This is a genomic window from Pseudomonas sp. 2,4-D (assembly GCF_030418155.1).
Classification (GTDB): domain Bacteria; phylum Pseudomonadota; class Gammaproteobacteria; order Pseudomonadales; family Pseudomonadaceae; genus Aquipseudomonas; species Aquipseudomonas alloputida.
In genome coordinates, this window is the sequence record NZ_JAUHUI010000035.1 from 18,175 (window position 1) to 33,374 (window position 15,200).

15 protein-coding genes are annotated in these 15,200 nt (G+C 67.3%); 12 read left to right on the forward strand and 3 right to left on the reverse strand.

Annotated features, from left to right (window positions below):
- The first annotated feature begins 15 nt into the window (after positions 1 to 15).
- The 12 genes from trbG to QYE47_RS20935 all read left to right on the forward strand — a co-directional run bounded on the left by trbG (position 16) and on the right by QYE47_RS20935 (position 9,106).
- Entirely contained in the window at positions 16 to 915 is a 900-nt protein-coding gene (trbG, locus tag QYE47_RS20880; RefSeq protein WP_006122480.1) for a P-type conjugative transfer protein TrbG, read from the forward strand.
- Between the two features lie 2 nt (positions 916 to 917).
- On the forward strand, positions 918 to 1,406 hold the full coding sequence (locus QYE47_RS20885) for a conjugal transfer protein TrbH (protein ID WP_006122479.1): 489 nt from the start codon (positions 918 to 920) through the stop codon (positions 1,404 to 1,406).
- Positions 1,407 to 1,410: 4 nt separating this feature from the next.
- The gene (locus tag QYE47_RS20890) at positions 1,411 to 2,832 is read left to right on the forward strand and encodes a TrbI/VirB10 family protein (RefSeq protein WP_011114050.1); all 1,422 of its coding nucleotides are present in this window, start codon (positions 1,411 to 1,413) and stop codon (positions 2,830 to 2,832) included.
- Between the two features lie 20 nt (positions 2,833 to 2,852).
- Positions 2,853 to 3,617, forward strand: a complete 765-nt coding sequence (trbJ, locus tag QYE47_RS20895) for a P-type conjugative transfer protein TrbJ (protein ID WP_010890135.1) — start codon at positions 2,853 to 2,855, stop codon at positions 3,615 to 3,617.
- A gap of 9 nt (positions 3,618 to 3,626) precedes the next feature.
- Positions 3,627 to 3,854 (forward strand): entry exclusion lipoprotein TrbK, encoded by a 228-nt coding sequence (trbK, locus tag QYE47_RS20900; protein ID WP_000644148.1) that lies wholly within the window; start codon positions 3,627 to 3,629, stop codon positions 3,852 to 3,854.
- 10 nt (positions 3,855 to 3,864) lie between these two features.
- Positions 3,865 to 5,583, forward strand: coding sequence for a P-type conjugative transfer protein TrbL (trbL, locus tag QYE47_RS20905; RefSeq protein WP_011114051.1), 1,719 nt, complete (start codon positions 3,865 to 3,867; stop codon positions 5,581 to 5,583).
- 17 nt (positions 5,584 to 5,600) lie between these two features.
- Positions 5,601 to 6,188: a TrbM/KikA/MpfK family conjugal transfer protein gene (locus QYE47_RS20910; protein ID WP_010890138.1), complete on the forward strand. Its 588-nt coding sequence runs from the start codon at positions 5,601 to 5,603 to the stop codon at positions 6,186 to 6,188.
- Positions 6,189 to 6,201: 13 nt separating this feature from the next.
- Positions 6,202 to 6,837 carry a transglycosylase SLT domain-containing protein gene (locus QYE47_RS20915; RefSeq protein WP_011114052.1) on the forward strand — a complete coding sequence of 212 codons (636 nt, stop codon included), beginning with the start codon at positions 6,202 to 6,204 and terminating at the stop codon, positions 6,835 to 6,837.
- A gap of 28 nt (positions 6,838 to 6,865) precedes the next feature.
- On the forward strand, positions 6,866 to 7,132 hold the full coding sequence (locus tag QYE47_RS20920; RefSeq protein ID WP_010890140.1) for a hypothetical protein: 267 nt from the start codon (positions 6,866 to 6,868) through the stop codon (positions 7,130 to 7,132).
- On the forward strand, positions 7,132 to 7,830 hold the full coding sequence (locus tag QYE47_RS20925) for a TraX family protein (RefSeq protein ID WP_011114053.1): 699 nt from the start codon (positions 7,132 to 7,134) through the stop codon (positions 7,828 to 7,830). The genes QYE47_RS20920 and QYE47_RS20925 overlap by 1 nt, the downstream gene beginning before the upstream one ends.
- A 15-nt stretch (positions 7,831 to 7,845) precedes the next feature.
- A complete protein-coding gene (locus QYE47_RS20930) occupies positions 7,846 to 8,277 on the forward strand; it encodes an OmpA family protein (protein ID WP_001665065.1) in 432 nt (143 codons plus the stop codon).
- A 154-nt stretch (positions 8,278 to 8,431) separates the two neighbouring features.
- The gene (locus QYE47_RS20935; protein WP_011178411.1) at positions 8,432 to 9,106 is read left to right on the forward strand and encodes a DNA methylase; all 675 of its coding nucleotides are present in this window, start codon (positions 8,432 to 8,434) and stop codon (positions 9,104 to 9,106) included.
- Between the two features lies 1 nt (position 9,107).
- Here QYE47_RS20935 and QYE47_RS20940 read toward each other — a convergent pair whose 3' ends face one another.
- The 3 genes from QYE47_RS20940 to QYE47_RS20950 all read right to left on the reverse strand — a co-directional run bounded on the left by QYE47_RS20940 (position 9,108) and on the right by QYE47_RS20950 (position 15,187).
- Positions 9,108 to 9,959: a recombinase family protein gene (locus QYE47_RS20940; RefSeq protein ID WP_011296189.1), complete on the reverse strand. Its 852-nt coding sequence runs from the start codon at positions 9,957 to 9,959 to the stop codon at positions 9,108 to 9,110.
- Positions 9,960 to 10,447: 488 nt separating this feature from the next.
- Positions 10,448 to 14,794 carry a zincin-like metallopeptidase domain-containing protein gene (locus tag QYE47_RS20945; RefSeq protein WP_011114055.1) on the reverse strand — a complete coding sequence of 1,449 codons (4,347 nt, stop codon included), beginning with the start codon at positions 14,792 to 14,794 and terminating at the stop codon, positions 10,448 to 10,450.
- A gap of 3 nt (positions 14,795 to 14,797) precedes the next feature.
- Complete coding sequence (locus QYE47_RS20950; RefSeq protein ID WP_006122510.1) at positions 14,798 to 15,187, reverse strand: protein TraD; 390 nt, start codon at positions 15,185 to 15,187, stop codon at positions 14,798 to 14,800.
- Positions 15,188 to 15,200: the final 13 nt, after the last annotated feature.

The window sequence follows — 15,200 nt, forward strand, 5'->3', positions numbered from 1 at the left end:
TCGAGGTCATCCACCATGAAGAAAACCCTCTCCGCTTTGATCGTGGGCGCTGCTGTGGCGGTGCCCTCCCTGGCTCTGGCCGCCCCTGGCGACGACATTGCCGACAAGTATTTCAACAAGACCAACCCGACGCTGACCGCTCAAGAGCGCGCGGCGCTCGCCATCGCCAAACGGTGGGAAGCGGGGTCGGCGACCGGCATCAAGCCGGTGGCCGGCTCGGGCGGTGCCATCAAGTTCGTGTACGGCGCGCAGCAGCCGAGCATCGTTTGCGCGGTGCTCCAGGTGTGCGACGTGGCCTTGCAGCCCGGCGAACAAGTGAACTCGATCAACCTGGGCGACACGGCCAGGTGGACGGTGGAACCGGCCATCACCGGCAGCGGCGCGACCGAGGTTCAGCACCTCATCATCAAGCCGATGGACGTGGGCCTCGAAACCAGCCTGGTTGTGACCACGAACCGCCGCAGCTACCACTTCCGCCTGCGCTCGCATCGCACCGAGTACATGCCGCAAGTCTCGTTCACGTACCCCGAGGAAGCGCAAGCCAAGTGGGACGCGATCCAGCGCCGCGAGAAGCAGGAACGCACCGACAACACCCTGCCGGCGACGGGCGAGTACCTGGGCGATCTCTCGTTCGACTATGAGCTGTCCGGGTCGGCGAGCTGGAAGCCTGTGCGCGTCTACAACGATGGCCGCAAGACCATCATCGAAATGCCCGGCACGATGCAGCAGACCGAAGCGCCGACGCTCCTGGTCGTGCGCAAAGAGGGCGGCTTGTTCACCGACGACGAAACGGTGCTGGTCAATTACCGCGTGCAGGGCAATCGCTACATCGTGGACACGGTGTTTGACCGCGCGATCCTGATTGCCGGTGTTGGCAGTAGCCAAGACCGCGTGACCATCAGCCGGAGGAAGTGACCATGCGCAAGATCGTCTCTCTCGCGCTGCTCGCCCTCGCCCTGGGCCTCGGCGGCTGCGCAACCACCAGCCAGTACGGCAACTTCGTCCAGTCGGCCGCGCTCGATCAGCAGAAGCTCGCCACCGACGCGGTGCAGCAGCTCGCCACGCTGTACGCGCCGGCGCGCACGCGCCTGGAGCTGCAACAGCCGACGCCCGATCCGTTCGGCCAGGCGCTCGTCAAGTCGCTGCGCGACAAGGGCTATGCCCTCCTGGAGTACGCCCCGGCCGGCGCTTCCACGCAGGCCCCGGCCTCGGCGGCATCGCAGGCGAGCGCACCGGCCACCACGGCCGCGTCGGGCGGCCTGCCGTTGCGCTACGTGCTCGACCAGGCTGGCGACTCGAACCTGTACCGCCTGACCTTGATGGTCGGCAATCAATCCATCACCCGCCCTTACCTGGCGCAAAACGGCACGTTCGCGCCGGCCGGGTACTGGGTGCGCAAGGAGTGACGCCATGACAGAAAACGCCGATCAGATGGCACCTGACGCTTCGCCTGGCGAAGTGTCCAAGAAGGCGGGCGTCCGTCGCGTCAACAACATGCCCATGTACATCCTCGGCGGCGTCCTGCTGTCGTTCGTGCTGGTCATGGCCCTGGTCGCGGCGGATCGCGCGGCCAAGCAGAACGCGCCGGCGGACGGCCCCAAGGAGAAGGCCGGCAACACGTCGATGTTCGCCAAGGAGATCGCAGGCGACAAGACCGGCGGCTTGATCGAGCCGGCAAGCCCGCTCAAGGTGCCCGACATGCCGACCGGCCCGGCGTCGGCTCCGCTGGAGATCGCGCGGCCGTCCAACCCGGACGCGCCGCCGGCCCCGCCGGCCAACCCCGGCAACCCGGGCCAGCCGGTGAACGACGACGAGGCCCAGCGCATCCGCATGGCGAAGATGCAGATGTTCGGCGAAGCCGTGAAGGCCAAGACCACCGTGCGCGTGGATGCCCCGCGTAGCAACGGCTCCGCGCCGGGTGGCCCGAGCACCTACACCGGCACGCCGCAGACGCGCGATGAAATGCTGAACCGCATCGCAGCGGTGCAGCAGCAAATCGACGCGCAGCGCAGCAACGATCCGACCGCCGCCTATCAAGCACGCCTGGCGCAGATTCGCGGCATGGGCGTCGGTGGTGGCGGCGCGGCTCCGGCCGCCGGCGGCATGGGCGCGGGCGGTGCGCCGCAGCTCCTGCAAACCTCGACCAGCGGCGGCGGGCGCAACAGCATGGCGCAGTTCGGCCAAGGTGGGCAGGGCGACCGCTGGAAGCTGGATTCGCAGCCGGAAGCGCCGCGCACACCGTTCGAGCTGCGCGCGGGCTTCGTCGTGCCGGCCACGCTCATTTCGGGCATCAACTCCGATCTGCCGGGCCAAATCATGGCCCAGGTCGCGCAGGACGTGTACGACACACCGACCGGCAAGCACCTGTTGATCCCGCAGGGATCGCGCCTCGTCGGCTCGTATTCGAGCGACGTGGCCTACGGCCAAGCGCGCGTGCTGGTTGCGTGGCAACGCATCGTGTTCCCCGATGGCAAGGCGATGGACATTGGCGCGATGCCAGGCGCGGACAGCGCGGGATACGCGGGCTTCCACGACCAGGTGAACAACCACTATGTGCGCCTGTTCGGCTCGGCCTTCCTCATGTCCGGCGTGACAGCAGGCATCACCTACAGCCAACGCCAGAACCAGGCCACAAACACCTATGGCGCACCGAGCGCCAGCAGTGCCCTAAGCGAAGCCCTCGGCCAGCAGCTCGGCCAGGTTACGGCGCAACTCATCGCCAAGAACCTGAGCATTTCGCCGACGCTGGAAATTCGGCCGGGGTATCGCTTCAACGTCGTGGTCACGAAGGACATGACGTTTTCCAAGCCGTACCGTTCCTTCGATTACTAACGCCATAGGAGAAAAGCACCATGAAGCCGAAGTTTTTAGCCGCTAAATTGGCCCTCGTCATTGCTGTTTCGAGCACGCTGGCGGTCACACCTGTGCAGGCTGGCATCCCCGTCATCGACGGCACCAACCTGTCGCAGAACATCATGACGGCCATCGAATCGGTGGCCCAGACGCTCAAGCAAATTGAGCAGTACAGCACCCAGCTCCAGCAGTATCAAAACCAACTCCAGAACACGATGGCCCCGGCCGCGTATATCTGGGATCAGGCGCAATCGACCATCAACGGGTTGATGAACGCGGTCAACACGCTGGATTACTACAAGACCCAACTCGGCAGCCTGGACAGCTACATCGGCAAGTTCCAGGACGTGAACTACTACAAGAACTCGCCGTGCTTTACGGCGGCAGGGTGCTCCGACGCGGAACGCGCAGCACTTCGGAATGTGGCCCAGCTCGCGAGCGAGTCGCAGAAGAAGGCCAACGATGCCTTGTTCAAGGGCCTCGATAGGCAGCAAACGAATCTCACGGCCGATGCAGCGACGTTGCAGCGTCTTCAATCGGCAGCGCAGGGCGCGCAGGGCCAAATGCAGGCCATCGGCTACGCCAACCAGCTCGCCAGCCAGCAGGCCAACCAGCTCTTGCAGATTCGTGGCCTGCTGATCGCGCAGCAGAACGCGATGGCAACCAAGATGCAGGCCGACGCCGACAAGGAAGCCCAGCAGGCGGCAGCGGCCGCACAACTGCGCCAGGGCAGCTACCGGGCCAGCCCGGCGCGCACCTGGTAAGGGGGATTCATGAAAGCAATCAAGGCTCTGTCCTTGGCCTCGGCCGCCCTCGTGGCGGCCTTGGTCGCCGGCTGCGACAACAAGCCGGCCACGGCCCCCATGCCGGAAGTGAACGACGAGAACTGCAAGCCCGAGAACATCGCCAAGATCGAGGACAAGGGCGTCCAGCAGGCTTTTTCGTCGCTGTGCTTGCGTCGTGGTGGGGATTTCAAGCCCAGCCCGAAACGCGAATGGTGAGGTGCTGACGATGAGAATGCCAGCCAATCTAAAAACCCTCGCCCTGCCGCTGTTCGTCTGGCTGGCGTTCTTCGCGGTCGATGCCCACGCGGCCATCGACAACGCCGGCGTGTTCGATAGCGTGCTGGATCGCTACCAGGCCGCCGCGAGCGGCTGGGCCGGTGTCATCACCACGGCCGCAACCTGGCTCTTCTGGACGCTGGTTGTGATCTCGATGGTCTGGACGTTCGGCATGATGGCCTTGCGCAAGGCCGACATTGGCGAGTTCTTCGCGGAGTTCGTCCGCTTCACGATCTTTACCGGCTTCTTCTGGTGGGCGCTAACCAACGGCCCTAACTTCGCCTCGTCCATCTATGCGTCGTTGCGGCAGCTCGCCGGCAACGCGACGGGCCTGGGCAATGCTCTGTCGCCCTCGGGCATCGTGGACGTGGGCTTTGCGATCTTCGACAAGGTGATGGATCAGTCCTCGGTGTGGTCGCCGGTGGACAGCATGGCCGGCATCCTCATGGCCGTGGCGATCCTGGTCATCCTGGCCCTGGTCGGTGTGAATATGCTTCTGCTGCTCGCGTCGGGCTGGGTGCTCGCCTACGGCGGCGTGTTCTTCCTCGGCTTCGGTGGTTCGCGCTGGACTTCCGACATGGCGATCAACTACTACAAGGTCGTCCTGGGCGTGGCCGCGCAGCTCTTCGCAATGGTGCTCCTGGTGGGCATCGGCAAGACCTTCCTCGATGACTACTACTCGCGCATGAGCGCCGGCATCAGCCTCAAGGAAATGGGCGTGATGCTGATCGTCGTCATCATCCTCTTGGCGTTGGTCAACAAGATTCCGCCGCTCATCGCCGGGATCATCACCGGCGCGAGCGTGGGCGGTGCCGGCATCGGCCAGTTCGGTGCAGGTGCTGCGTTGGGTGCCGCAGGCATGGCAGCAGCAGCGGCCGCGACCGGCGGCGCCGCTCTGGCCGCCGGCGCAGCCTCGGCCGCCGGTGGTGCCTCTGCCGTCATGGCCGCCTTCTCGAAGGCCAATGAGAACGTGTCGGCAGGCACGGACGTTATGTCGGCCTTCTCGGGCGGCGGCAGCTCGGGCGGCGGTGCGGGCGGCGGCGGCGACGCCGGCACCGGCAGCACGCCCTTCGCTCAGGCTGCGGGCTTTAGCGGCAGCTCCGGCGGTGGCTCTTCGTCGGGTGGCGGCAGCCCCTCGACCGGCAGCAGCTCGGGCAGCTCGAAGGGCGGCGATAAGGGCGGCGGCAAAGCCGACGCCGGCGGCCAGGGCAGCAGCTCGACGGCCAGCACCGGCAGCAGTGCCGACAAGGCCGCCAAGAACGAACCCAAGCCCGCCGGCGGGGCAGGGCAAGGGCAGCAGGCCGCACCGGGCAGCACCGGCCCCGGCTTGCTCGCATCGGCCGCATCGGCCCTCGGCACGGCCGGCCGCATCGCCGCCGACGCCGGCGCGAACTTGGCGAAGGGAACCGCCGATGTTGCCAAGGCCAAAGCCGCGAGCCTGCGCGAAGCCGCAGCCGAGCGGATCGCCGACACCACTGGCGGAAAGATCGCCGCCGCGATCAAGGCGCAAGGAAGCGGCACGGCCGAGAACATCGACGTGCCCGACCAGCAGCCCGCGCCGAGCTTCGGCGACAACAGCCTGGCAGGCGGCCCTGCCGATGCCGATCCCGAGTCCGAAGTAGCTGCGTTCGCCAACCGCGAGCAAGGCCGCGACGGCACAACTGCGTAACCAAGGAGAGTCCAACCATGAAGAAGAAACTGTTTGCCCTGGCCGCCCTCGTGGCAGCCCTCGGATCGACCGCCGGCACGGCCAGCGCGCAAGACGTGCTGACCGGCGACACGCGCCTGGCCTGCGAGGCGATCCTGTGCCTGTCGTCGGGCACGCGCCCGAGCGAATGCACGCCGTCGCTGTCGCGGTACTTCAACATCACGAAGCGCAAGCTGTCGGACACGATCCGCGCCCGCCTGAACTTCCTCCAGCTTTGCCCGGTGGCGAGCCAGACGCCGGAAATGCAGTCGCTCGTGTCGGCGATCTCGCGCGGCGCTGGCCGGTGCGACGCGCAGTCGCTGAACTCGACGTTGGTGATGTGGACGGGCGGCTACGACGATGGGCGCACGTACATCAGCAACCAGTTGCCTGACTACTGCGGGGCCTACACCGGCCACGCCTACACCGACTTCGCCAGCAGCGGCACGCTGCCGCGCTATGTCGGGACGCCAGAGCGGGGCGGGTATTGGGTCGAAGCGCGCGACTATGACCGCGCCTTGGCCGAGTACAACGAACGCATCCGGCGCGAGGACGAAGAGCGCCGCCGTCAGTCCTGGCTGAACTGAGGGAGGGGAGGGCATGCCGTTCTTCGCCGATCTGCCGCCGCAGCTCCAGGAGCGCGTCGTCTGCTCGATCTCGGCCGCCGTCAAGTACGAGGTGCCGGTCAACATCGTGTTGGCCGTCGCCGAGAAAGAGGGCGGCAAGCCGGGCCAGTGGGTGCGCAACTCGAATGGCACGCATGACGTTGGCCCGATGCAGTTCAACACCGCGTACCTGGGCGACCTGGCCCGATACGGCATCACGGCGAACGATGTGGCGGCTGCCGGCTGCTACTCGTTCGACCTGGCCGCCTGGCGGCTGCGGATGCACATCCGCAACGACAAGGGCGACCTCTGGACGAAGGCGGCGAACTACCACTCGCGCACGCCGCAGTACAACGCGGTGTACCGGGCCGACTTGATGCGCAAGGCGTCGAAGTGGGCCGATTGGCTCGAAGCTCGGTTCGTCACGCTTGACGTGACGAAGGCCGGGGCCACGCCCTCGACGCCCAGCCAGCCCGCGACGGTGGCCCAGCGGGCGACGCCGGCGGCCAGGCCGGCACCAGCACCCCAGCAGGCCGCCCCAGCGGCCGCAGCAGCTCGCAGCGTGTCGGTGGCCGGCTACGTGCCCCGCACGGTGTCTTTCAACACTTCACGCGAGGGGTCGGCCGAGTAGGCCGGCTCTTCCGATTTAGCGGCTAAACATGGACAAATTCCACGCCTTCATGATGCGGTACACGCTGGGCGTCGGCCGGTTGCTTCAAGCCTATTGCAAGTGGGCGGAAGGGCAGGCCAAGAACCAGCTCGATTTGCTTCTGCTGGGCCTCGGCCCGATCTTCGCCTTGGGCCTTCTGCTGTGGGCGCTGCCGGCGTGGATCGGCAAGCCCATCGCCTTCGTGCTCTCACTGCCAGCGCTCTACATCATCTTCCTGGTGCTGCGCGCCTACGCGATTCGCGGGGGCCGGCGCTGATGAAGGCCCTGCGGATTCCTGATGGAACCGTCGAAGCGTTGAAGTGGCTCGCACTGGTTCTCATGACCGGCGATCACGTCAACAAGTACCTGTTCAACGCGACGCTGCCGGTGCTGTTCGAGGCCGGCCGCGTGGCGCTCCCCCTTTTCGTGTTCGTCCTGGCCTACAACCTGGCCCGGCCGGGCACGCTCGAACGCGGCGTGTACGGCCGCACCATGTCGCGCCTGGCGATGTTCGGCGCGCTGGCCTCCGTGCCCTTCGTGGCCCTCGGCGGCCTGTACGCCGGTTGGTGGCCGCTCAACGTGATGTTCACGCTGCTGGTCGTCACGGCCACGGCTTACCTGGTCGAACGTGGCGGCAAGCTGCACCTGGCGGCCGCCGGCGTGGTGTTCCTGGTCGGCGGCAGCTCGGTCGAATATTGGTGGCCGGCCGTGGCTTTCGGCCTGGCGGTGTGGTCGTACACGCGCCGGCCGAGCTGGGCCGCCGCGGCGGTCGCGGTGCTGGCCTGCGCGGCCCTGTGGTTCGTCAATCGCAACCTGTGGGCCTTGGCAGCCCTGCCGGTGCTCTTCCTGGCCTCGCGGGTGGATGTGCGCGTGCCGCGCCTGCGCTGGGCCTTCTACGCCTATTACCCGCTGCACCTGGCCTCGCTCTGGTTGATCCGCATCCCCATGAGCAAGGCCGGCTACCTGTTCTTCTGATTGGAGTCCTGCCCCATGCGAAAACCCGTTCTTCTGGCCCTCTCTCTGGCGTTCCTGGTCAGCGCGCAAAGCGCACTGGCCGCCGGCGACGCCGGCAACTTCGGCACGCCGATCAAGTCCGGCGTATCGGTGTCCTTCCCCGACAGCAGCGCGACATTCCAGCCGACGCCAGAGGCCCTGGAGCTGCTGGCCGACGCTAGGAATGCGGCGATCATCTACATCAGCGGGCGCACCAGCACACTACGGCCCAGCGCGGCCGATGAGGCCCTTGCACTACGCCGTGCGCTCTCGGCCAGGTCGTACTTGGTGGCGCGCGGCGTCTCGCCGCTCAAGATCATGGTGAACTTCGCATCGGCCGCCGATTTCGTGGCAGACAACTCGACGGCCGAGGGCCGGCGCGAGAACCAGCGCGTGGACATTGAGGTGGTCTACATCCCCACCTACTGAGCGATCCGGCATCGCCATTCCTGGCGGTGCTGCAGGTCGCTCCAGCAGCTTCGCATCGTCGGCTCTGACGATGCAGGCCCGGCCGGCTTCCCTTGACAGCATCGCCATTTCTGACGATGCTGGCCAAGTCCCGATTTACTCCAGGAAGAAGGCCATGAGATACCCCGGCGGCAAGGGCGGTGCCGGCGTCTACCAGACGATCATCAACAACATCCCGCCTCACGACACGTACATCGAAACGCACCTGGGCGGCGGCAACATCCTGGAGCGCAAGCGGCCCGCTGCCCGCAGCGTCGGCATCGACGTTGATCCCGAGGTGATCGAGGTCTGGCAGCAGCTCGACGTGCCCGGCCTGGAGCTGCACCACGGCGACGCCGTGGCCTGGCTGGAGTCCCACCAGTTCACCGGCTCCGAGTTCGTCTACGCCGATCCGCCCTACGTGATGGACAGCCGGCGCGGCGGCAAGCTATACCGCCACGAATACGACGACGCCGACCACGTGCGGCTGCTCGACGTGCTGGCCGGCTTGCCGTGCGCGGTGATGGTGTCGGGCTACAGCTCAACGATCTATGACAGCTCTCCCTTGGCGTCATGGAGAACCATCGACTTCAACGCGATGACGCGCGGCGGCATCGCTATCGAACGGCTGTGGATGAACTACCCCGAGCCGGCCGAGCTGCACGATCTGCGCTACCTCGGCAGCAACTTCCGCGAGCGCGAGCGCATCAAGCGGAAGAAAGCCCGCTGGCAAGCGAAGCTCGCCAAGCTCGATCCGCTGGAGCGGGCGGCGATCATGGAATGCCTGCGCGAGCTGGAGGCGGCCGAGTAGGTCACGCCTGCGCCTGGTTGTGCAGCGCCCATACGCGCTTGACCTGGCTTTCACTGCACCCGGCCAGCCTGGCCGTCTCTGGAATGCTGTGGCCTGCGCTGCGCAGCGCCACGATGCGTTCATGCACCTTTGTGTTGGCCTTGCGGCCGGTGTAGCGGCCGGCGTCCTTCGCCAGCTCGACGCCCTGCCGCTGCCGCTCGCGGCGATCCTCGTAGTCGTCGCGGGCCATCTGCAACGCCAGCTTCAAAAGCATGTCCTGGATCGACTCCAGCACCACCTTTGCCACGCCCTTCGCCTCGGCGGCCAGGTCGGATAGATCGACCACGCCAGGGACAGCCAGGCGCGCGCCCTGGGCGCGGATCGAGGCCACGAGGCGTTCGGCCTCGGGCAGCGGCAGGCGGCTGATGCGGTCGATCTTCTCCGCAACGACGACTTCACCGGGTTGCAGGTCGCCGATCATGCGCAGCAGCTCGGCGCGATCGGCGCGAGCGCCCGAAGCCTTCTCGCGGTAGATGCCGGCGACGTAGAAGCCGGCGGCCCTGGTGCTCTCCACGATGGCGGCCTGCCTGGTCAAGTCCTGCTCGTCGGTGCTGACGCGCAAGTAGATGCGCGCGACCTTGAAAGCGACGCCGGCGGCCTGGTGCTCGGTCGGCGTCCGCATGATGCGGTCGGCACCTTCGACCAGGCCATCGCCGCCGACGCGCAGCGGTGGCGTCTTGGCGAGCGCCTGGCGCGCTGCGCGTGACTGGCGCGGCATGGCCGCAATCTGTGTTTCCTGGGCGGTGCGCGGCGTGATGATCGCGCTGCGCTTCGCCTTGGTCTTGCCTGGGAAGTAGCCGTTGCGGCTGGTCATGGGTTCCTCCGGTCATTTTGGGTATACGCAAAGTGTCCGGTCATGCTACCCCCGGCCAAAAAGGCCGTCATGCGATTTATCTTGGCCGGGTCGTTATTGGCGGGTCTAAATGGCCGCTCCGTGGATCTCATCGCCAGAAATGGCGATGCGAGATCCAGGGCAGGGCGGCCGCCATCGTCAGACCTGGCGATGGTCGACGCCGGCGCGCATCGTCGGATGTGGCGATGCGAGCTCGAGGTCGGTGGCCACCGCCGGCGACCTGGTGCCATCGTCGGCAATGGCGATGCTGCAGCTCGACGTGCGCGGCCTGGTCGTCTCGGCATCGTCGGATGCGGCGATGCTCGAGCGAGGCGAAAAAAAACCGCCTCGGGGTGTCCGAGGCGGCAAGTCTGCATGCGGTTCAGGGAGGAAGAAACCGCGCCGGCGATCAGGGAGGAAAACCGCGCGGCCTGATGTGCAGCTCGGCCACTTTAGCCGGATTTTTCGACTTATCCGATGCGAGCGGCCCGCCGTGGGCGCTGCTCGATCTGCTGTTGCTTTTTCTCGACGTGCTTCTGCTCCTGGTGCTGCTGCTCGTCGCGCTGCACCTGGCTGATGGCCGCGCCGATCTGCCGCTTCACGCCCTCGATGCCCAGCTCGCTCTTGTGCGCCAAGTCGTTGAAGTCGGTGTGCTGCTTCATCGTGGACAGCGCCGCGATCTGCGCGCCGCTCAACATCGACGCCTTGAGCTTGGCCGCCTCGTCGCCGGCCAGCTCGACCTTGCCGGCGGCGGCGTCGGCAAGGCGCTGCTCGGCGCGCAGGTGGGTCTTGAAGCTGTCGGGCGTGATGGCGGGCAAGTCGCGCGGGTAGGTGTTCTCGGCCGGCGCGAAGATCGGGAAGATCGCCTTGCCGCCCACGGCCTGGGCGGCCGCCTCGGCCTTCTCCCGGCCGGGGTTGTTGCCGTGGGTCATGACCAGGTGCCGGTCGTCGTCGCCGGCGATGATGATCGGCTTGTCCGGGAACTTGGCGTGCAGCGCCTTCGCCACGGCCTCAAGGTTGCCGCTGTCGAAGGCGGCGACCGTGGCGTGGCCCACGGCCTCGGCCACCTGGGCCGCCGTGGCGTAGCCCTCCGAGATCACCAGCGCCGGCGCGGCCGCCAGGGCGTCCATGCCGCCGACCGGGTGGAAGCATCCTTCCTTCTTCGAGTCCTTGGCGAACCGCTTAGTGCCGTCCTCCTGGATGTATTGCATCGTCCATTGCTTGCCCTCTGCGTCGAAGGCCGGGATGTAGGTCTTCTGGCCTTCGCGGTCGGTCATCACGCCGGCCTGCGCCTGGATGCCTTTGGCTTGCAGGTAGGGCGTCGGCTGCTCGATGGGCACGAGGTCGGCCATCTGCCGACCGACGCGCTGCGCGGTGGCCTCCTGGGCCTTGTCCTGCTCGACGGCTCGCTGTGCCAGCTTCTCGGCCGCCTCGGCCTGGAGCTTGGCCTTCTCCTGGTCGCTCAAGGCGTAGCCCTTGCTCTTCCAGGTAATGTCCGTGCCGGTCTTGTTGTTGATGATCCGCCCGGCCGGGTGCCCGTCCAGGTGGCCCACGTAGAAGCCATCGAGCGCGCCCTTCTTGCCGCCCTCGACCGGCACGCGGTGCCGCTTGCCATCCATGATCGGGTGATCGCCCTGGGCGTTGCTGCCGGTGAACAGGCCGGCGCTGCGCATGGCCTCGGCGAACTCTTCCCTTGGCGTCATCGCTGGCCCTTGCTGGGCCTGCACGTTCTCGGGCTTCCAGCGTTCGAGCTTCGCCGCGTCGGCGCGCGGGCCGACATACCAGGACTTCGCGGCCTTGTCCCAAAGCGCGCCGGCGGCCTTGGCCGCGTTGCGCTGCTCGTAGGGCACGGCCAGGTACTGGCGGGCCTGCTGGGCCTGCTGCGCGGGCTTCTGCGCCTCGCCCTGGGCTTCGGGTGCCGGCTGGGCCGAACGCGGCTCTACGGCCGCTGTAGCGGCTCCCTGCGCCCATTTGGCGAAGGGAGCGGCATCGGTGCCCGGCGGCACGTACCAGGACTGTTGCTGCCGATCCCAACGCGCCCCGAGGCTCTTGGCCTCGTCCTTCTCCTTGTACGGCACGTTGATGTACTGCCGTTCGGGCTTCTCGGCCTGCGGCTGCGCCTGCTGCCGCTCGCGTTCCTGGCGCTCCAGCTCGGCCGCGCGGCGCTGCGCGTCGCTGTCGTTGAGCATGGCCGACGCCTCGGCGGTCTTGCGTGCCTCTTTAGCGGCTGAAATGTCCTCTTCGGTCGCGTTGGGGTCGCGCCGTACACGCTCTTCCTGCACGCGGGCCAGCTTGGCGGCGCGCTCGTGCTGGTTGTCGGTGCCCAGCGCATCGACCAGGTGCAGGCGCTCGGTCAGAGCCTCGGCCTGGCCCTCGGTGCGGGTGCCGGCGACGAAGGCAAAGGCGTCCTCGCCGAACTGCGCATCGGCCTTGCGCGCGTAGACCTGGAACGCCTGCGGCTCGATGCCGGCCTGGGCGGCATCGACGGTCTGGCCGTCCTGCTCGGCCACGCCGACGATGCGCAGCTCTCCGCTCCAGTCGGGCGGCAGCTCAACGCCAAGGTGTTGACGGGTCGCGTCGGCGAACGCCTGGCCGTCGATCTCGCCGGCGGCGAGCTGCCGGCGCGCGGCGGCGGCCTGCTCGATGCCCTGCACCGCGTCGGCAGGATGGGCGGCCAGCAGGGCGGCCGCCTGGTCGTTGGTCGGTGGGGTCATGTTCGCCTCCTGGTCTGCGACGGCCGCTTGCTGCTGGGTCAGCGCCGGCAGGGCCATCAACTGGTCGGGCGCGTAGTTGTTCAGCTCGTCCAGGCTGCGAACCTGGTGGGGTTCACCGTCCTGGTCGTGGAACGCAAAGATGCGCTGGCCGTCGCTCCACCTGGCTTCGGCGTCGATGCTCGACACGATCTGTTCGCCGTGCTGCTGGAGCTGCTGCGCGAGGTGGAGCTGTTCGGCCATGTTGGCGAACTCTTGCGCCAAGCCCTTGCGCTCCAGGTAGGCGTTGTCGGTGTCGGTGTGGCTCGGGTCGATGCCGAACACCGGCGACAGCCGGTCATGCGCGACCGCGTAGAACTGCTCGGGATCGGTGCCGGTGATGCTGCCCACGGTTTCGAGGCCACGGCTGCGCAAGGCGTCTTCCAGGGTGTCGCCCTGGAATGCCTGGTAGTGGCTGAAAGACACGTCCGGGTTGTCCAGGACTTCGGCAATGTCCACGGCCAGGGCCTGGGCCACGGCTTCGTCCTGGGCCTGGCTCTGCTGCTGGTCTTGCTCCTGAACCTGCTTCTGCTCGAAGGCCAGCACGTAGTCGTGAATCTTCTCGGCATCGGCGGCCGCGCGGAACACCTCCAGCGGCTCGTCTTGCAGCGCCTTGATCCACGAACCCACATAGGCGGCGTGCTGGCCCGGATCGTGGCCGATGCCCAGCTCGTCGCCGACGATCATGGAAGCGATTTCGGCGCGCAGCTCTTCCTTGGCGTACCCCTCGCTCCCGAACGGGTGCGCCAGGTCGCGGTCAAGGCGCGAAGCGTGGCCCGTCCAGTGGCCCAGCTCGTGCAGCGCGGTCGCGTAGTAGCGGTCGGAGCTGGGGAACTGGCCGCGCTCCGGCAGGGTGATGCTGTCGGTCGAAGGGCGGTAGAACGCCCGATCACCGGCGGCGTGGGTGATCGTCGCGCCCGAGGCTTTCAGGATGTGCTCGGCGCGCTCGACGGCGTTCCAAGTCTGTTCCTTCTTCGGCTGGAGCGGCGGCAGGCCGTCGATCTGCTCGCCGTTGAACACGGTCGCAAAGAACACGCGCGGCCGCTCCAGCATGACGGTTTCCTTGACCGGCTGGCCCTTCGCATCGAGGACGGGCCGGCCGCTGTCGTCCAGCTTGTCTTGCTCTTCGCTGAACTTCCAGTATTGAACCGGCGTGCCTTTCTCGCCCTTGCGAACCTGCGCGCCCACGGCGGCGGCCTGCTTGTAGGTCATCCAGCGCGCATCGCTGCGGCCCTGGGCCATCAGGTGGATGGCGTTGATCCCTTTGTACCGCTTGCCGGTGGTCGGGTTCATCGGCAGGTAGGCGTTGGGTTCGCCCGGCTCCCACGGCTTTTGCCACGGTGCGGTGCCGGCCTTGAGCTGCTCGATCAGCTTTTCGGCCACGACTTCGTGAAACGGCTTCTTCGGCTCCATGTTCTCGTCCCTTCGGAATAGCTCGTTGAACTGAGGGAAGTTCTGCTGTGTCCGGGAACGGTCGCGCAGGCCCTGGGCGACCATGCACACGATGTTGTGCAGGTCGTCGGCCTGCATGGGCCGCACGCGGGCGATGCAGGTTTCCGTGAATGACTGTTGGCCGCGCTGCTGCACCTGGTCGGCGACCTGGTGCTGGCTCGGCTCGATGCCCTCGCAGTGCAGGGCAAACACTTCCTCGGCGCGCACGTCCAGGGACTGGCCGGCATAGCGCCGGTTCACGTCATCCCATAGCGGCTTGAGGGTGGGTTCGTTGCGGGCGGCCGCCAGGCCGTCCAGCAAGGCGCGCTTCTCGCCCGGCGCGAAGGTGTTGGCCCCGTAGTGGCCTAGCACCTCGTGCCGCAGCGTCATCAGTAGGTCGCCGGCGCTCTCGACGTTCTGCAAGGGCACGTCCACGCGGCCACGGTAGGCGCGGCCGGCGTGCAGCGTCTCCTTGGGCACGTAGCCGCCCTTCATGTCGGCCGGCACCTCGGCCGCTCGCGGCCCGTACAGCTCGGCCGCGTCCTCGCGGAACTTGTAGGCCAGCTCCAGCGCGCCGGGGTAGTCGCGGACGAAAGCCCGCGTCACCCCTTGCGCCTCGGCTTTCGTGATCGGCATGGGTCAGCCCTCCGACGCCTTGCGCGCGGCGGCCTGGGCAACCGTCTCGCCGGGCCGCAGGTCGTACAGCTCGCGGGCGTTCGTGGTGGTGATGAACGGCGGGATGTCGGCGCTCGGGCCTTCGTCGTCCAGGAATGCCGGCTCCAGCGCGCCATCGACTTCCACCAGGTCGTCGCCGCTCGCGGCGGCGTCCTGCTCGGACAGCGCGTCCTCCACGAACGCGCCCACGCGCTCGGCTTCGTCGGGGTCGAACTCGACCTGGAAGCCGGGCGTCAGCGCGTCGGCCATCTTCTCGCGCACGGCCTCGCGGCCGGCGGCGTCGTCGTCAACCGGCGGCAGGACGGCCAGCGGCTCGTCGTGGGCGGCGGTGTTGGTGGTGGTTTGCTCGTTCATGGTCGATCTCCTT